Here is a 19184-nt window from a genome sequence, read left to right as displayed (position 1 = left end):
TTGCTAAATTAAGCATTGCTTAATGGTATTCCTAACGCTTTAGCTTTTCTAAATACTGTAGGCTGCGTAACCCCAAGTACTTTAGCTGCTTTATAAGTACTCCCATGTTTTCTTAATGCATTTTCTATAAGTTCTTTTTCTAACATATCAACTGCTTTTTTTAAAGGCATATCACCTTCTAAACCTGGAAGTGTAATTTTATCCATACCTACCATATTAGCTATTTCTGTTGAATTAATATAAGTATTATCATTTATTACTACTAATCTCTCAATAGCATTTTCTAGTTCTCTTACATTCCCAGGCCAATCATAATATTGAAAGTTTGCAAGTGCTATATCTTCAAACTTCTTGTTTTTATTATACTTAATATTAAGCCTATCAAGAAAATTACTAGCTAAAAAAGGTATATCATCTTTTCTTTCTCTAAGTGGCGGAATCTTTATAGGTACTACATTTAGACGGTAAAATAAATCTTCTCTAAATTTCCCTGATTTAATCAATTCACCTATATTTACATTCGTAGATGCAATTATTCTAACATCCAATTTTATTGTTTTTGTACCTCCAACTCTCATTAGTTCTTTTTCCTGAATAACTCTCAATAATTTAGATTGTAGATTCATAGGCATTTCTCCTATTTCATCCAGTAATATAGTTCCACCATTAGCCATTTCAAACATTCCTAATTTATCTTTATTTTGAGCACCTGTAAAAGCTCCCCTTTCATATCCAAATAACTCTGATTCCAAAAGACTATCAGGAATAGCAGCACAATTTACTTTTATGTATGGCATATTTTTTCTAGTACTTTCATTGTGAATCTGCTTTGCAAATACTTCTTTACCACTTCCCGTTTCACCTGTAATTAGCACTGTAGCATCTGTTTTTGAGACGTATTTTATTAATTCTTTTAATTCTTTTATTTTTACATTTTCTCCAATTATCCCTTCAGTTTTTCTATATTTATTTTTAAGAGATTTTAATTCATCTAAATATCTTTTACTTTTATTTTCCGCCTCTTCTAGTTCATCCTTTAATTTAATAAGCTCTGTTAAATCTCTCATTACCGTTAATACATGAGAAACCTTTCCAGCATCATCAAAAAATGGCGTCCCTGTTATTAACACTCTCTTATTGTTTTTACTAATAACAGATAGAGACGAAACCTTCTTTTTTTTCTTTATTACTTCCAAAGATACAGCTTCACTAAAATATTCTTCTTTAATTAACATACTTATATTTTTTCCAAGTATTTCTTCTTCAGTAATTCCCGTTATATCTGTATAGCCCTTACTTATAGAGACTACAATGCCTTTATTATCAACTACACATATACCATCAGATATAGCATCTCCTATAGAAAATGGACTTAATTGTATTCCTTTATAAAAATTCAACTCACTTATTATTTCCTTTTGCTCTTTAATCGTTTTCCTAAAGGAATTTAATAAAGCTAAAGTTACATCATCCACCTCTATGGATTTCTCATCCATCAATAAATCCAATTCATTTATTATGTCATTGTCTATTTTAAAAACATTCTTATTCATCAATAATAACTCCATTCAAGAATATTTTAGTTTTTTATAAAATATCGTTATAAAATAAATATATCAAAGTAACTTTAAGGATTCAATGACAATTATTTTTTATTCTGAAAATAACCAAACTGTTTCACGTTAATTTACAATGTACAACTTTGCAATAATCAGTCTATATATATCCAACTTAATAATCAATCTTATAAATGGAATATGTATACACTCTTACGAAATTAAAATTACAATACTACACTAGAAATCCGATACATTTTTCTGGAGCAGGCATGTGAAATTGAGCTAACGATGGTTCTTAATTGGAGCTTGTTCCATTTTAGCTTGTCTAAAAGTGAATGTCCAAAAAGTAAGTGTCCAAATTTTATATTTGGAAACACGAACTTTCTCCCTGGAGCTTTTATATTTGGAAACATGAACTTTCTCCTTGGGGATTTTACATCTGGAACACGCTAAAATGGCGATAAGCTCCTATTTAGAACCTTCCAGCGAAAATTTCACTAGTCCTGCAGAAGACAAATGTATTGGATTTCGGTAAGTTTCACATAAGTCTAATTCCCGCTTTGGATATCTATATAATTTAATGATTATTTATTTTTATATAGGACTTTAATTAAATAATCTCTAAGTCTTTCATTTGATTTCTTAGCTTGATCGGCAGACCACTCTTGAAAGCCCTTTCCTGTTTTAAAGCCTAAATCTCCTGCTTCCACTTTTTCTTTTAATATAGGTGAAGGTTCTGTTGAATTTTCTAAATGCTTCAATATATAACTGTGAATAGATAAAGTCAAATCAGTTCCAACCATATCAGAATTCTCCATAGGTCCAAGTACTGGAAGTCTTAATCCAAAGCTATATTTTATTGCCTCATCAACAGTTGCTGCATCTGCTATATCATGTTCAACTATAGAAATTGCTTCTCTCCAAAGAGCATGTTGTAATCTATTTGCAACAAAACCTGGTACATCCTTATTTACTCTTATTGGATGTTTTTCTACTTTCTTTAGTAGTTCCATTGTCTTGTCCATTATCTCATCTGAAGTATAATCTGATTTAATAACTTCTACTAGTGGTATTAAATATGGAGGATTCCAAAAATGAGTACCTACAAGTCTTGATTTATCTTTCACTTTTTCTGAAATTTCAGTTATACTCATTACTGAAGTATTTGTTGCAAATATTGTTGTATCCTTGCAGATAGGTTCTAATCTTTTAAATAAATCTTGTTTTAATTCCATATTTTCTGGAATACATTCTACTATGAAATCAGCATCCTTAACTGCTTCTTGTAAATCCTCTGTTAAAGCAATTCTATCCAAAATCCCTTTGATTTTTTCTTCAGTTATCACTCCATTTTCTTTTAATACCTGAAGATTAGATTTTATTTTATCCATACATTCATATTCAAATTTTTCTCTAATAAAAATTGTTACTTTTAAATCTTCATTTCCTGCAAAAACTTGAGCGATTCCACTCCCCATCATTCCAGGTCCAAATACTGTTATATTTCTAATTGAATTAGCCATTTATTAAGCCTCCTTGAATTATTCCATAAAATTCTGCATTGCTATATTTTTGTATTATTCAATACAATATTGCATTACTAAAGTGCAAATAAAAAACACATAATTGTGCTTTTTATTTGTAACTATACTTCTAACTGTTAACTTCTAAATAAGTTAATTAGCAGTTTTTAAGTCCTAAGATTTCTCTAGCTTCAGCTGGAGTTGCTATTTGTTTGCCCATTTCAGCAACAGTTCTCTTAGTTCTTTCAACAAACTCAACATTAGATTTAGCTAATTGACCCTTAGCATATAAAATATTATCTTCCATTCCTACTCTTACATTTCCACCTAAAGCTAAAGTCGCATATAATATTGGAAGGTGCCCTTTACCTATTCCAATAGCCCCCCAAGTTGCATCAGCAGGAATTAAACTCTTTAAGTATACTAAGTTTTCAACTGTTGCAGTCATTCCACCTGCTGCTCCTAATACAAATTGGAAATGAAGAGGTCCTTTTAAAATTCCTTTTTTGTAATAATATAATGCGTTATAAACCATACCTGCATCAAAAACTTCAATTTCAGGCTTAACATTATGCTCTTGCATAGATAATCCTAATTTTTCTAAGAACTTCGGACTGTTTTCAAATACAGTAGTATTTTGCCAGTTCATACTTCCACAGTCATAAGACGCTATTTCAGGTTTTAATTCTTGGAATGGTTTCATTCTAACTTCATCCATTAAACCAATTCCACCTGAAGTAGTTAAATTTATTACAATATCACATTTTTCTCTAATAAGCTTTACTGTTTTTTCAAACTTCTCGAAACTCATTGAAGCTTTATCTTCATTATCTCTAACATGAATATGTGCAACAGAAGCTCCAGCTTTCCAACATTCATAAACTTCATTAGCTATTTCCTCTGGTTGTAATGGAACATAAGGAGTTTCATTTTTTGTAGGCCAAGCTCCTGTTGTTGCAACTGTTAATATTACTTTATTTTCTGAATTTTCCATAACTATATCCTCTTTCTTTATTGGAATTTTTAAATTTCAAGGATACTCCATAGAAGCATCCTCAAAATTACTTTATTAATAATTAAATTGTTCACCAACCGTAAACTACTCACAAGATCCCCTCAAGCGCATAAACTGTGAACTGTAAATTGTAAACTGTAAACTGCCTAAAATCCCCCGTAAGTATAAGTTCTATCTGGTACATCATTTACATCATCTTCATCGATTTCTGCAACGCAACGAACCATTGATCCATCTCCCATGTACCATCTAATTGGCATACATAAGAATCTGAAGCGTTTTCCTGATACTTTATCTAAATTTCCACCAAGGTTTTCAACTCCAACAATACCATGTCCTAACATTTGCTTATGGCATGGTTCCCATGTTCCCCAGCAGCCAATTGCTTCTAAATCACCAAATTTAGCATCATATGCTTCTTTACCATGAATTCTGATATATTCATCTTTATCAAATTCAGCATATGCTTCTTCGCCGAATTTTTCCTTATATTCTTCTGTAATAGATCTTCCTGAATTACCTATTAAGTTCATACGAGTACCACCATTATTACCCATAGCAGTATGAAGTGGATGATCTAAAGCTTGCATATCCATAGCCACACATTTAACTTTATGTTTTACAAACCATTTTCCAGCTTCAACACCTGTACCACATGAGTAATGATAGTATTCTTTTGAATCATCAAATTTACGATGCATTCCTGTATTTAAGCAAATTACCATTCCTTCTAATTCTTCTGGCTTAATGTTTGCACGCTTACAAGCATCTTCAAGATGTTCTGGCAATATTAATCCCCAAGGTTCAATGTTGATTTCTAAACATACTGCATCTCCCATATATGCATCTACTGGCATTTCATGAGTGTAACGAGCACGTCTACCATCAAATTCATATTCCATAACATGACGTGGTGCATCACAGTGTGTTCCTGTATGTTGAACACAATCTATTCTTTGTGTAAGAACTCCACCTTTGGCTAAAGTATGCATAGAATCAATTACTGGCTTAACGAAATAAGGCCATCTTGGTATATCTGCACTAAAAGGATGAGTTAAATCTACATATATTTTTTTTCCCATTTTAAATTCCTCCAAATATCATTTATTATTAATTATTTCTATATGCAGCATAGCTGCCTTTTTAAAAGATTATGAGTGTATTAATAATTTTTCAATTAATATTTTTATAAAAATCACATTACTGTCAGTTTAATTGCCTTATGGAAACATTATTTTATAAAATACTTATTAGTTTATTAGTTAGCCCAATATCCACCCTCAGTAGCAACATTAGCTCCTGTCATAAAGTCACTAGCACTTGATGCTAAGAAGATGCATGGTCCAACAAAATCTTCTGGTTCTCCAAGACGACCAACTGGAAGACGTTTTAAGAAGTTTTGATAAACAGCACTTTCTGGATCAAACATCCATTCAGTTAAATCTGAACGGAACACTGTTGGGTTAATTGTGTTAACATTGATTTTATATTTTGCTGTCCATTCACAAGCAAGAGATTGAGCCATAAGGTCAATACCACCTTTTGCTGTACAGTAACCTGTGTAATTTGCCATTCCCATTTTAGAACGAGCTGAAGATACTAGTATAACTTTTCCACCCTTACCTTGAGCGATCATTTTTTCTCCAACATATTTACAGAATAACCATGTACCTTGAACATCTGAATCCATGATTTTCTTCCATTCCTCTAAAGCTTGTTCAACGATTGGTTGAGGGTTATTATACCCTGCTGCTGTTACTAACACATTGATTTCACCAAATTTACCTACTGCATCATTAACAACTTTTTTTACATCAGCTTCAACTGCTGGATCTCCTGTAGAATATCCACATTCAATTCCTTGAGCTTCTAATTCACTGCAAAGTTCTTGGCACTTTTTATCACTTCTTCCTGTAACAAAAACCTTCATGCCAGCTAACCCATATCCAAAGGAAACAGCTTTTCCTAAAGCACCTGTTGCACCAGTTATTACTGCTACTTTTCCTTTAACATCAAATAAATTATTAATAAATTTAGAATCCATTTTTTCTCCACCTTCCTGCTAATTGGGTCTTTAGAAATATATTAATTATTGCTTACTACTACTAAAACAGTAGCTACTTTATTTGTTTCATTAATCATTTCTCTGCCTTCATTTGGTCCAATAAAGATAGAATCATCCTTTTTAAGTACAAAAGTTTCATCTTTTGATTTTACTGTTATTTCACCATCTAATACGAAATAAATCTTTTCAGTTGGAGAATCTTCATAAGCATATTCTGCTCCTCCACCTGGTAAGAAATATGACATTCCCATCCAAAATTGCTTTGCACCTGTTTCTGCTTCTCCGTGTAATTTCATTGCCTTCATATCAAAATGCTTTGGAGCATTGTATGGAGCTACATTTTTTAATTCTACTTTTTTCATTTAAATCACTCTCCTAAAATATTATTATCCGATAGCTAGCATTCGTAACACTCCCACTTATTTAATTGAAAGTTAACGACTGCATGCTCCTGGACTGGGTACCCCTTGAGGGTATAAGTTCAACTAAGATTTCGATGGGTTCCCCATCTAAATCAAGTTTCACTTTAAACTGCTATGACTCTTAAGTCGTCAGGTATAATTAATTCAGCCTCTGTTGCATTTAATACTTCTTCAACTGTCAAACCTTCTGCTATTTCCTTTAATAAAAGACCTTCTTTCGTGACTTCCATAACAGCCATATCTGTAACAATTAAACTAACCTTGCCTACAGCTGTAAGAGGAAGTCTACATTCTTTAAGTATTTTTGATTCACCTTTTGCAGTGTGAAGCATTGCAATTATTACCTTCTTTGCACCGCTTACTAAATCCATAGCCCCACCCATACCTGGAACCATCTTTCCTGGTATCATATAATTTGCAAGATTACCTTTTTCATCAACCTCCAAGGCTCCAAGAACAGTAACGTCAACATGTCCACCACGAATTATTCCAAAAGAGGTTGCACTGTCAAAAAAAGCTGCCCCATTGTTAATAGTCACATACTGTGCTCCGGCATTAACTATATCTTTGTCTTCTTTTCCCTCTTCAGGCGCATTGCCTAATCCTACAAAACCATTTTCCGATTGAAATGTCACATCAATTCCATGTGGTAAATAATTTGCTACCATGGTCGGCAATCCAATTCCTAAATTTACAACATCCCCATCTTTAAGTTCTTTTGCTATTCTCCTAGCAATAAACTCCTTTGCATTTTTACTATCCATTAATTGTCACCTCCAACAATATAATCAACAAAAATACCTGGTGTCATAACATGATTTGGATCTAAGTCCCCAACCTCAACTATTTTTTCAGCTCCAACAATAACTAAATCTGCTGCAGTTGCTATTAATGGGTTGAAATTTCTTGTTGAAGCATTATAGAAAATATTCCCCTTCTTATCTACTACTGAACCTCCAACTAGTGCCATATCTGCTCTTAAAGGCAATTCTAAAATGTATTCTTTGTGATTTAATTTCAGTTTTTGTTTTCCTTCTTCAACAGCTGTTCCTATGCCTGTTTCAGTTAAAAAACCTCCAATTCCAGCTCCACCACATCTAATTCTTTCAGCTAAAGTACCTTGTGGTACTAAATCTACTTCCATTTCTCCAGTATTCATTTGCTTCCCTGTTTCTGGATTTAATCCAATATGGGATGCTACTACTTTTTTAACCTGCTTATTTACAACTAACTTTCCAACTCCCTTATCCGGAAGTCCAGTATCATTGGCAATTATAGTTAAATCTTTAACATTTTTCTTAACAATTGCATCAATAAGCATTTCAGGAGTACCTACTCCCATAAAACCACCTACCATAATAGTCATACCATCTTTGATATATTCCATTACTTCATCGATACTTTTAACCTTGTCCACTTAATACACCTTCTTCTTACTCTGTATCTTTCAACACTAATATTTAAAGCAATTAGCATGCCAACTTTTATTATTGAAGCTTTTTTATTCTTTGTTTTATCTCTAAGTCCCCCTATTTCACTTGTTTTCTTGCTGCTAATAAATTTAAATTTCAACTTTAATTAACATTACTTTTTTGAAAACGTTATTAGAAATAGTACATTTTTTAATACAAAAATGTATTAAAATTAATAAAAAAACTTATTAATCAACTTGTTTAAACGTTTTCTTAATCAATACAATATCGCATTGATTAATACAATATTGTATTACATCTTATTAACCATAATTCATTTCTTAAATTATTAGAACTAAAAAAGCAAACTACTAGTTGATTAAGTAGTTTGCTTTTTCACTAATTTTATAATTTATCTTTGAAACTAAAATTTAAATTTATCTATTGATACCTTTAACTCTTCTGCAATTGTAGCTAACCTTTCACCTGCACTAGCTATTTCTTGGATTGTTGCTGATTGTTCCTCCATAGATGCTGCTGTTTCTTCCGTTGCTGCAGCATTTTCTTCAGAAATTGCTGATAGATTTTGTGTTAAATCAATAATTTTATCTTTATTTTCAACCATCAAACTTGTAGACTGATTGAGTTTTTCAATTATATTTTTTATTATATCTATTGCTTCGGCTATTCCTTTAAATTTTCCTTCAGTTTCTTTAACGCTAGTAGCTTGTTCCTCAACAACATATTTTGTTTCCTGCATTAAATCAACTGCATTTTGAGATTTAGTTTTTAACTCATTTATTATAGTTTTAATATCATTTGTAAAATTATTTGATTGCTCTGCAAGTTTTCTTATTTCATCTGCAACAACTGCAAAGCCTTTCCCTGCTTCACCTGCTCTTGCTGCTTCTATTGCAGCATTTAAAGCTAAAAGATTAGTTTGTTCTGCAATGCTTTGAATCATAGTGCTGGCACTATTAATTTTTTCTGCACTATCATTATTGCTCATTATAATATTATAAACATTACTAGATGCATCACTATTTTTCTGTGTCTTATTGATAAGTTCTTTTAAAATCAAGAAACCATCTTCTTTTTGCTTTTCAATTCGAACTGCTGCCACGTTAAGTTCTTTTGTATAATTTAATTCCTTCTCTAACAAAGTTCCTAGTTCCCCTATGTTATTAGCTGTTATTTCTGTATCCTTAGCTTGATCCGAAGCTCCTTTTGCAATTTCTTCAATAGTTTTTGCAACTTCTTCTGATGCAGTAGCTGCTTGCTCTGAAGTAGCAGTTAGTTCTTCTGATGATGCAGCAATGTGTTCCGTTGTATCCGCTGCTTTTCGAATAAAGTCTGCTACATTTTCTCTCATAATTTTAAGAGCCCTTATCATCTCACCAGTTTCATCCTTTCTATTTATGTAAGCAGAACTTAACTGATTAGTTGATGAAAAATCTAAATTAGCAAATTCTTTTACTCTTCCTGTAACGGCTACTATAGGTTTTGTTATACTGCTAGAAATAAAATTAATTAAAATACTTACTAATACTAGTATTATCAATGCTGAGATAATTACCACCTTCATTATTTCTCTTGCATTACCTGTTAACTCTTTTTGAGTTATGAGCGATGCTAAAATCCAATCGGTACCTTCTACTTTATAAGGATTTACAAGATATTTTTCACCATTGATTACAACCTCAAATGCATTTGTTTGATCAGTTAAAAGTCTATCCAAGCCAGCAATTCCAATTTCTTGTACTTTCTTAAAATTATTATCAGGATTTTTCCCGTCTGCCATTATAGCACCTGTAGTATGTATTATCATTGAAAATCCAGTTTCACCAATCTTCATTTGATTTAACATTTCACTGATTTTAGATTGCTTCACATCAAGACCTATAGCTCCAATAAAGTTTCCATCTTTATCTGTAAATGAACGTGCATTACTTGTAAGCATTTCAGACTTAAAAGTATATGGCTCTGTTCTAATAATTTTTCCATTTTTATCTTTAGCCTGAACATACCAAGGTCTTATTACTGGATCATAGCCTGCAAAGGTTGTAGTTTCAGGCCATTGTATATATCTTCCATCTTTAGTGCCTAAATATACATAGTTTGTTCCTTCATGGCTATTTCCATATTGTTCAAATACTTTGTAAATTGCTTTTTCAAGTTCTCCATTAGCAGAAGGTTTCATTTGAGTTTCTTCTGTTGTACCTTTATAACTTGTTATAGTATTATCTGCCGACATTACTAAAGGATTTGTTGCAAGCATATCGAGGTTTTTATCTATTTGGTCATAGAAAATTTTAATTGCCTGGGAAACTGTGTTCATTTGTCCCTTAGAATTAGTTAAATAATCACTGTAATTCTTTTTATTAACTTGATAAATTGAAATACCACTAATACTTACTACAGTTATTAAAACAACTAAAACTGTAGCTATTAAAATTCTACCCTTTATCCCACCAATACTCTTCTTCATATATTGCCCTCTCCTCTTTTACCATATATATTCCTATAAATAAAATTCGACACTTTCAACATTTTTCCTTTTAATATTTACTTGTTTTTTACAACTTTTAAACATAATTATATATTTATTTTTTGTAATATAATTGCATGTCTAATTTTGTTATGCAAAAAACTTTTTACATAACAATTTAGTTTAAAATAAACATTGTTTGGGACAAAATCACTATTCAAAGTTTTAAAATATAAATGTTCATTTACATTCAATATGAGGCATTAATATTAGAAATTAATTTATATACTTGCATGCTATTTAATTGCGAACTATACTATATTAGGTAACATATTCTTATTATGTACTAAATTAATATTCACGAAATGGAAGGGCGCTATATGAGAAAAAAAGACATATTAGAATTGAAAAGACGTTTAAAAAAGGATGATTGTACATTTACCAGAATGTGTGGCTGCTATGTAGATGGCCAAAAGAATATTGTATTAAAACTTAAGGAAACTTTTTTAAATTTAAGAGATGAAGAATTTTATAAATATCTAGAAATTGCTAAAAAGACCCTATCTGGAACAATTGGCAATAATCTTTTAGAGCTTAACTTCCCTTTAGAGGAAGAAGGTATGGGAAGCCACCAACTTTCTCTAATGGAGCTTAAAAAGAGCAGATTAAAAGATGATGCGAAGCTTGATGACTTCTACAATAAAATTATAGATAGCTATGACTATACTGGTAATTTTCTAATACTTCTTTTTCACGATGCTTATGATGTTATGACAAGGACTACAGATAATTCTAAGTTAGATGAATCTGAAGAAGTTTACGAATATATTTTATGTGCAATTTGTCCAGTAGAACTTGCAAAACCTGCTCTTGGATATCTTGAAGATGAACATAAAATTGGAGCACGTATTAGAGACTGGATAGTTGGAGTTCCTGACCTTGGATTTGTATTTCCAGCTTTTATAGATCGAAGCACTGATATTCATTCTATTATATACTATGCAAAAAACGCAAAAGACTCACATCCGGAAGTAATGGAAGAAGTTTTAGGCTGCAGTTCAAAAGAAACTGCAACTGAACAGAAGGAAAAATTCCAAACTATCATTAGTAAAGCTGTTGGCTGTGACGAGGAAAAATCAGAACATTTATTTATGGAAATTCAAGAAACTCTTAGTAGCATGGCAGAAGAACACATTGCTGTTAATGGCAAAAATGCTGAACCTATACTTCTATCAAATGATAATATTCAAGATCTTTTAATGGAAAGTGGAATTTCAGAAGAAATCACTGCTAAGATTGAAAAATCCTATATAGACGTATTTGGGGATACCCCTCCTATAGTTGATCATTTAATTGATAAAAAAGCACTTACAGCAAATGAGCAAAGAAAAAAAGAAGAAAGACTTGAGAAGAAAGTCAAATTTCTTGAAGAAAGACTTGAAGAAACAAAACAAAGCTCTCAATTAGTTTCAGAAAAAGAAGAAAGCATAGAAAAAGAGAGTTCTTTAGAATCAGCAGCAGATACAATTTTAGAAGCAAAGACTGATATTAAATTAGATGACGATTCAGATAGAACTTTTGAACAAAATTCTAATCATGAATTAGCTGTTGAAGAAGAATCAAATTCTGATTATGACATTATTCTTCAAGTAAAACCTCAAAAAGTAGCTCAAATAAAATCACAAATAATTGATGGAAAGAAATGTATTGTTATTCCAATTGATGAAAATGAACAAGCTAATGTAAATGGTGTTGATACTTTACTTTAGTTTATATATTAAAAACCGCCAAAATAGCAACCAAGCTATTTCTGGTGGTTTTAATAATATGCCAATTAAATGTTTAATTTCCAATCATCATTTTAAAAACAACTATTTAATTGGCATACTTTCTGTTCATACCATTTAAATCTGACACTTCTATGTCATTTCTAACTACTTCAACAAAAGCTTTTACAATCTCAGGATCAAATTGTGTTCCACTGCATCTTTCAAGTTCCTGTATTCCATCTTCGTAAGACTTTCTTGTATTATATGGTCTATTTGAAGTCATGGCGTCAAAGCTATCTACTACTGTAAGAATTCTTGCAAGGAAAGGTATTTCATCCCCTTTTAACCTATTCGGATATCCTTTTCCATCATATCTTTCATGGTGACTTATTATTAATGGAGTAATTTCTTTAAGAGATTCAACAGACTTGATTATCTCTGCCCCATTGGCAGGATGCTGCTTAAGTTCCTCCCATTCCTCATCTGTAAGCTTCATCTTTTTCACTAGAACTTCTTTCCTAGTATTTATCTTTCCAATATCGTGCATATATGCACCATAAATCAAAATTTCTTTATTTCTTTTGCTTAGCTGAAGCTTTTCTGCAATAAGCCTACTATAAATTACCACACGTTCTACGTGTCCATATGTATATTTATCTTTAGCATTAATAACGCTAATTAAAGTTTTTATAGATGTAACAAGTTCAACATCTTTTTCATCAATGTTGCTTTTAATCTCATCTAAAATAGAAGTATATGATTCAACCTTATTCTTATTTATAAATTTTGCCCTGTATAAAGCATCATCAGCACTTTTTATTAATTCTATATCATCTTTTGCTTTATCAGGATAAACAGATACTCCCATAGAAGCAGTAATCTTACCATTCGGCTGACTATCTTCTCCTTCAAAATATGTATTTTCTATTCGTTCTCTTAGATGCTCAGCAAGATTCAAGGCTTCTTTCTCATTAGTATCAGGTAGAATCACTGCAAATTCTTCTCCTCCATACCTAGCTGAAAGATCTCCTTCTCTTATATTTCCTTTAATAATTTCTGCAACTTTTCTAAGTACATAGTCTCCTTTTTGATGCCCATATGTATCATTGTATTGTTTAAAATAATCTATATCTATAAAAATCATGGATACAGGTTTATTATTCCTTTCTCCAGCTTTAACTTTCTCAATTAAGGTATCACAAAAATATCTGTGATTATATAATTCAGTGAGCCCATCAATATTTATTTGTTCTTCTAACCTTTTAATATGTTCACCTTCTATTTTTACATAAAACCCCAAAGGCCATGCTGTTAAAATAAAAATTCCTACCAAAATTAAATCATCTTGAAAAAAATCATTTAAGTAAGCATTTGGGACAACCATAATATCCATCCCTAAAATAATTAATGACGATATGATTGAAACTATTAATCCACGCTTCATTCCGTATTGAATTGTTGTCGTTATAATTATAAATAAGTACAAAATTTTATATTGACTTCCATTTACTCCACATACCCATATAATTGCGGAAAATACAATTAAAAAGAAATTTATTTCAATTATATTAAAAATATTTCTATATTTATTCTTAATTTTATTTTCAACTGAAAAAGACCATGCTAAGTATACTAAAACGAAGAGCATTAATGGTATAAATAAAATTATGAGAATATAAAAAGTACTAGATTCCCATATTGCCGAGTTATTTTTAACAAATGTTTTAGATAAAATTATACCAATAAGCAAAAGTGTAGACAATTTAACTACTGAAACTATATCATTAATTTGTTTTTGTTTATTATTTATTATTTTTTTCATACACTGCCCCTTATACTTACTATAATGAGACCAATAATTTGGTCTCATTTTTCAATTTATTCATCTCTCAAGCATTTTGGCTCTTCAGGTTGATAATGAACATACCAACATGCTGAAGTAGCTACAATTGAAGCAAAAACAGTTGCTATTGTAGCTATACCCATTAAAATTTTACTCTTCATTTTTTCACCTCCCCTCAGTGATTAATTTTAATTATCCCAACTTGCCTAATACAATATGTCCACATTTAGTTAAAGAAAATACCTGCCATAACAAACCCATATAAACACATAATATGTAACCTAATAAATTTCGATTTTCTAAATATAGATAACTTAAAATAATAGTTATTATAGTAATTAAATAAAAGCTCAAGGTTTTAATTGAAGTTCCTTTTAATCTTTTCCTCTTTTCAATATTTTTAATAGGTTTTGCTATACTATCTACTGGTGCAATTTTATTTATAATATAGTATGACCATATGAAAATTACACTTCCAACTAATATAACCATAACCAAACTCATATTAATATTTTTACTTAATAGGGCCATACCAATACTTGAAGCTGTACCAATAACTGCACATCTCATTGGAGATTTTGCATGAACCCCTCCTGAACTTTTCCTTAAGATACTTATAGTAAAAGATACTATAAGCGCTTCTATTGTCACATTAAAAAATATCCCAAATAAAATAACTAAGATAATACACATTCCTGTTTGAAATAAACCAAATATTCCATAATTGATTACAGCCCTTTTATCATCATCAAAATTCAATTCTTGAGAAATGTATCCTGAAATTTTTTCACATATTCTTTCAATTTTAAACATATCTAATTCTTCCTTTTTTTTAAATAATAAATAATATAACTTATTATTACTAAAATTATTAATGATGGAATTCCAGTTAATGTCCTTAACTTGGTATCTAGCATTATTGTATCAAATACATCCTTAAAAATAAGCTTTAGTGCAATTATATTTAACCCTTCTATTATGAACATAGTTATAGTTAATATTAATGAAGATCTTATTGCAAAAATAACATCTACATTATCTATACTCCACATAATTATAATCATTATAAATATGCCTAATATAGTATGTACTCCAAAACTTATAGGTAGAAATCGTATTCCATATTCACCAAATCCCAGTAACAAACTCGAAATTATGTATCTATTACGATCTATACGTGCATTTGATAACATAAGCATTGCAAACATTACTACAAATGCTTCTGGCATCCCCCTAAATATAAATTCAAACACTGTTAACCTTAACATTTATTTTCTCCTTTGATTATTAATTTTCTTTATTGAATTGTAGATTATTATAAATACAAATGCTCTTATAAATACGTCTCCTATACTAAGAATGCTATAACCTAAATCAATAAAATCTGTTAGTATCTTTAGTTTAGTTTGTGAATTTCCTAACATATGAATGTCTTTTACTATAACAAATGCTTCAGTTTTAGCATATCCTGTTAAATAGGATAAAGTCGGAAAAACTGGCATAAAGCCATCATTAGCTTTTATTACAATATCATTTAAACCTCCACCTATAAGCATAAAAATAGAACCTATTATTGATTGAAGGTATATTCTATATTTAAAAACTAATAATAAGTATGTGCAGAAATAAAATGTATTCAAACTTTTCAGAAAACTAATAAATTCATAATGCCCTAAGAAAATACTAAGCTGTCCAAACAAAAAAATTATTTCAAATATGATTATAGGATAAAACGTCCATGTTTTAAAAAGGGGTTTTATTTCATATCTCCTTATTTTTGCAAATAGTAATGCTAGTAATATTGTTTCTGCCATGTCTCCCCCTAAAATTCACAATTAATTATTAAAATTCTTTGAATATATTCCATAATAGTTAAAAATGCATAATATGATACATTATAATATCTTTTATAATATTTATCCACTTTTTTTCTTACAAATAAATAATATTATGCCTCTAAAAGGTATTCCATTGAGATCTCATATCAATTTAAACTAGGAGTTTTAAGTACTATGCTGATGAATAATCCATCAATTCCCTTTTATTTAAATCAGCTGTTAAATATTTGAATAAAAATACATTTATTCTACTTATTCTTAACCATATATTCTAACGTTTTCATTTCTACTTTTTATATCTTAGTAATCACCAAAAATGTAATAGCACCTCCATACATTTATCTTAACTATTATTTTTATATATAATATAACATATAATTGTAATTTAATCATTATATTTTTACTATAATTTACATTAATGTTATTATAACCAATCATAAATAATTAAATTTAAAATATAAACCTACGAAAAATTTTCGTAGGTTTATATTTAGACAAAATTTTACTAATGCCCTTCCTATTTTATTGTGCTAATGTTTCTATTAATTCATTTATTCGTTCATTAACTTTATTGCTATATATGCCTCCATGATAGCAAACCACATTTTCTATATCATATTGCATAAGCTTTTTTAGGGATTTTAAGCATAACTCATCATTAAAATTAATTGACTCAGGAGCTTTAACAAGAACTCCCTCTTTAACCATTAAAAGATCTCCCGCTATAAGAGTTTTACTTTCTTTAAAATATAAGCAGCTATGTCCCATAGTATGTCCTGGTGTATAAATTATTGTTATGCCACCACAATAAGGTAACTCTTCACCATCTTTTAAGGTTCTATCAACTTTTGTTCTCGCTTTTTCAAAACCAACCTTAAAATGTTCATAAAAGCCTTTCATTTCTTGTGATAAATTATCTAAATTAGCTTCTAGCATAGCTAATTTATGTGGCTTCTTAACTCCCTCAATATATGCTTTTTCTTCCTCATGACAAAGCACTTTTACCTCAGGCAGTTCCTTCACTATACTTGCAAGACTTCCAATATGATCGATATCGTGATGTGTAATTAGCACCATATTCACAGTTTCAAATTTTACGCCTGTTTTTTCTACTTCTTTACGAATTTGCTCTAATTGTCCTGGATATCCAGCATCAACTAAAATAATTGTTTCCTTATCACATATTAATATTGGATAAATGGATGTAGGTTCACCTTTCATATTTTTAGCTGCTAATTCAAGCATTTCAACACCATTTGCTATTTTCATGAACTTTGTCTCCTCTCAAATATATATATTGCAATTATCAAGGTTCAATACCCCACAGGGTACCCTTTTAGGGCATCAATTATAAATAAATGTTGATTTCCTTTGGAAATCTTTATTTCTTGAATAATACTTTTTCAACATATATATTCTTTTATATAAGTTTTAATTAATATTATATCGCAAATTAATAAATTCATAAATAAAAATCAACTCTCCAAAAGGGAATGTCCAAATTTTATGTTAAGAAACATGAACTTTCTCCTTTTAACTTCCAACATTAATTAATAATTGAACATTTATAATTGAGAATTTAATAAATATATTCATATATCTTATAAGCAATAAAATCAATTGAAATTGTATTAACAGTATATATTATATAATTTCCTTGTCTTTCTTTTTTAACTAGCTCACCTTCTTGCAAAAGTTTTAAAGCTTTAGATACCGCTGCTTCTGATATATTTAGTAAAGTACTTAATTCCTGTGTACTCTTACCTTTTCTGCTTATTTCTTTTAGAATTCGTAATCTGGTTCCATCTCCTAAAGCTTTTAAAGCTCTTTCTAAATCCTTGGGACTTTCTTTTTCATAAGTATCTAGTTCCACTAAATATGTTAAATATAAATTATTATTTATTATTCCAAGCATTAAATGAGGACTTATAAAAGTTGATAGATTTATGGTAATTGTTTTGATTTCAGCTTTCTTTACCACATATTCTTTATTCTTATAGAATTTTATTTTTTCCTCTTCCACCTTTATTCTTTCATGAATAGTTTCTACAAAGTTAAAGATTCCAATATCTTCTGCAAGTTTGGCTTTTTTCTTTAATATTCTAGTTATCATCGGTTCTATATATTTTAATTCTTCCGCAAATATTTCAATATAAAACCTTTTTAACAATTCCAAGAATTCTTTATATTGGCTTTGGTTCATTCTTTTATCATAGGCTTTAAAGATTTTATTTATTTTATTAAGAGGTACTTGTGATAAAAATTCTATAGCACTCAATATATTTAACTCTGTACATTCTTCAAAATAAGCACAAAAATCCATTACTATGCAATATTCCTCTGTAATATCAGAATATTTTTTTATAGCTTCTAACATTTTTTCATTATTAGCTATCTTTTGAATCCACTTATTTCTATGCAAATGATGCTCAGGCTTTATCAATATGTGCATTGCACAAAACATTTCATTAAGTGGAGAATATACAAACTCACCTTTAATTCCTTTTTCATAAATAACAGCTATCTTCATAAAGCTTCCTTTTCACTATAAAAGTTATCAAACCTTAACCTGAAATTCGTTTAATAAGGCTTGTAAATCTTTGGGATCTTTTAATACAATTCCATGTATACCATGTTTCCTTGCTGCTGTAACATTTTCTTCTGTATCATCTATAAATATAGTTTCACTTGGTTCAAGTTTATATGTATCTAAAATTTTATCATAAATTTCTTTTTCTGGCTTAAGAAGCTTTTCCTTATAAGAAACAATTCCTCCATCAAATAATTCAAAAAAATCATGGTTTTTAGTTACATATTCAAAAGCAGCCAAATGAAAATTAGATAAATAAAAAAGCTTATACCCATTTTCTTTTAATTTTTTTAATATATCCACACTGCTTTCTATAGGTGACAAAATAGCATACCAATCTTGAAAAACTGCATTAATAAACTCTTCATTTTCAATTTTTCTTTTAATTATATTTGCTTTAGCAGCTGCTTCAGTAATTGTTCCCCTATCAAGCATTGGCCATTCTTCACTTTTAAAAATACTCTCGTATATTTCTTCAACTTTTTCTTCAATGACTTTAGATCTTACATATTCTTTTGGTTCAAAATTTAATAATACATTTCCAATATCAAAGACTACATTTTTAATCATTAACTATCTCCACCTTATTTATAAGTTTTATTATTAATTTGGATATCTATATCAACGTTCACAACTCACTATTCAAAGCTTAAAGATATT

Annotated in this window: 19 protein-coding genes; 1 reads left to right on the top strand and 18 read right to left on the bottom strand. The window is 29.7% G+C overall.

Going from position 1 to position 19184, the window contains the following annotated elements; genetic code table 11:
- Window positions 1–8: 8 nt before the first annotated feature.
- From CSPA_RS11075 to CSPA_RS11030, 10 genes are all read right to left on the bottom strand, one after another.
- Entirely contained in the window at window positions 9–1553 is a 1545-nt protein-coding gene (locus tag CSPA_RS11075; RefSeq protein ID WP_015392354.1) for a sigma-54 interaction domain-containing protein, read from the bottom strand.
- A 590-nt stretch (window positions 1554–2143) separates the two neighbouring features.
- On the bottom strand, window positions 2144–3082 hold the full coding sequence (locus tag CSPA_RS11065) for a 3-hydroxyacyl-CoA dehydrogenase family protein (RefSeq protein WP_015392353.1): 939 nt from the start codon (window positions 3080–3082) through the stop codon (window positions 2144–2146).
- A gap of 157 nt (window positions 3083–3239) precedes the next feature.
- Complete coding sequence (locus tag CSPA_RS11060) at window positions 3240–4076, bottom strand: beta-keto acid cleavage family enzyme (RefSeq protein WP_015392352.1); 837 nt, start codon at window positions 4074–4076, stop codon at window positions 3240–3242.
- A gap of 167 nt (window positions 4077–4243) precedes the next feature.
- On the bottom strand, window positions 4244–5179 hold the full coding sequence (locus tag CSPA_RS11055; protein ID WP_015392351.1) for a cyclase family protein: 936 nt from the start codon (window positions 5177–5179) through the stop codon (window positions 4244–4246).
- A gap of 176 nt (window positions 5180–5355) precedes the next feature.
- Window positions 5356–6141: an SDR family NAD(P)-dependent oxidoreductase gene (locus CSPA_RS11050; protein WP_015392350.1), complete on the bottom strand. Its 786-nt coding sequence runs from the start codon at window positions 6139–6141 to the stop codon at window positions 5356–5358.
- 41 nt (window positions 6142–6182) lie between these two features.
- Entirely contained in the window at window positions 6183–6524 is a 342-nt protein-coding gene (locus tag CSPA_RS11045; RefSeq protein ID WP_015392349.1) for a cupin domain-containing protein, read from the bottom strand.
- A 164-nt stretch (window positions 6525–6688) separates the two neighbouring features.
- On the bottom strand, window positions 6689–7348 hold the full coding sequence (locus CSPA_RS11040; RefSeq protein ID WP_015392348.1) for a 3-oxoacid CoA-transferase subunit B: 660 nt from the start codon (window positions 7346–7348) through the stop codon (window positions 6689–6691).
- On the bottom strand, window positions 7348–8001 hold the full coding sequence (gene atoD / locus CSPA_RS11035) for an acetate CoA-transferase subunit alpha (RefSeq protein WP_015392347.1): 654 nt from the start codon (window positions 7999–8001) through the stop codon (window positions 7348–7350). Before atoD ends, CSPA_RS11040 begins: the two co-directional genes overlap by 1 nt.
- Window positions 7971–8156 carry a hypothetical protein gene (locus tag CSPA_RS29540; RefSeq protein ID WP_144053530.1) on the bottom strand — a complete coding sequence of 62 codons (186 nt, stop codon included), beginning with the start codon at window positions 8154–8156 and terminating at the stop codon, window positions 7971–7973. The genes atoD and CSPA_RS29540 overlap by 31 nt, the downstream gene beginning before the upstream one ends.
- A 264-nt stretch (window positions 8157–8420) precedes the next feature.
- Window positions 8421–10484, bottom strand: coding sequence for a methyl-accepting chemotaxis protein (locus CSPA_RS11030; RefSeq protein WP_015392346.1), 2064 nt, complete (start codon window positions 10482–10484; stop codon window positions 8421–8423).
- 380 nt (window positions 10485–10864) lie between these two features.
- On the opposite strand from CSPA_RS11030, the gene CSPA_RS11025 reads away from it, so the two are divergent.
- Complete coding sequence (locus CSPA_RS11025; protein ID WP_015392345.1) at window positions 10865–12253, top strand: DUF4317 family protein; 1389 nt, start codon at window positions 10865–10867, stop codon at window positions 12251–12253.
- A gap of 106 nt (window positions 12254–12359) precedes the next feature.
- On the opposite strand, the gene CSPA_RS11020 is transcribed toward CSPA_RS11025, so the two are convergent.
- The 8 genes from CSPA_RS11020 to CSPA_RS10985 form a co-directional block, all read right to left on the bottom strand.
- A complete protein-coding gene (locus tag CSPA_RS11020; RefSeq protein ID WP_015392344.1) occupies window positions 12360–14075 on the bottom strand; it encodes a bifunctional diguanylate cyclase/phosphohydrolase in 1716 nt (571 codons plus the stop codon).
- Window positions 14076–14131: 56 nt separating this feature from the next.
- The gene (locus tag CSPA_RS11015) at window positions 14132–14257 is read right to left on the bottom strand and encodes a cyclic lactone autoinducer peptide (RefSeq protein ID WP_015392343.1); all 126 of its coding nucleotides are present in this window, start codon (window positions 14255–14257) and stop codon (window positions 14132–14134) included.
- Window positions 14258–14288: 31 nt separating this feature from the next.
- Window positions 14289–14909, bottom strand: coding sequence for an accessory gene regulator ArgB-like protein (locus CSPA_RS11010; protein WP_015392342.1), 621 nt, complete (start codon window positions 14907–14909; stop codon window positions 14289–14291).
- A gap of 2 nt (window positions 14910–14911) precedes the next feature.
- Window positions 14912–15364 (bottom strand): hypothetical protein, encoded by a 453-nt coding sequence (locus CSPA_RS11005; RefSeq protein ID WP_015392341.1) that lies wholly within the window; start codon window positions 15362–15364, stop codon window positions 14912–14914.
- Complete coding sequence (locus CSPA_RS11000) at window positions 15365–15910, bottom strand: DUF5317 family protein (RefSeq protein ID WP_015392340.1); 546 nt, start codon at window positions 15908–15910, stop codon at window positions 15365–15367. It lies immediately after the preceding gene.
- Between the two features lie 546 nt (window positions 15911–16456).
- Entirely contained in the window at window positions 16457–17203 is a 747-nt protein-coding gene (locus tag CSPA_RS10995) for an MBL fold metallo-hydrolase (protein ID WP_015392339.1), read from the bottom strand.
- A gap of 310 nt (window positions 17204–17513) precedes the next feature.
- The gene (locus CSPA_RS10990) at window positions 17514–18464 is read right to left on the bottom strand and encodes an ArsR/SmtB family transcription factor (RefSeq protein ID WP_015392338.1); all 951 of its coding nucleotides are present in this window, start codon (window positions 18462–18464) and stop codon (window positions 17514–17516) included.
- A 27-nt stretch (window positions 18465–18491) separates the two neighbouring features.
- The gene (locus CSPA_RS10985) at window positions 18492–19094 is read right to left on the bottom strand and encodes an HAD family hydrolase (protein ID WP_015392337.1); all 603 of its coding nucleotides are present in this window, start codon (window positions 19092–19094) and stop codon (window positions 18492–18494) included.
- Window positions 19095–19184: the final 90 nt, after the last annotated feature.

The organism is Clostridium saccharoperbutylacetonicum N1-4(HMT) (assembly GCF_000340885.1).
Taxonomy (GTDB): domain Bacteria; phylum Bacillota; class Clostridia; order Clostridiales; family Clostridiaceae; genus Clostridium; species Clostridium saccharoperbutylacetonicum.
This window is presented reverse-complemented; position numbering and strand designations above follow the sequence as displayed.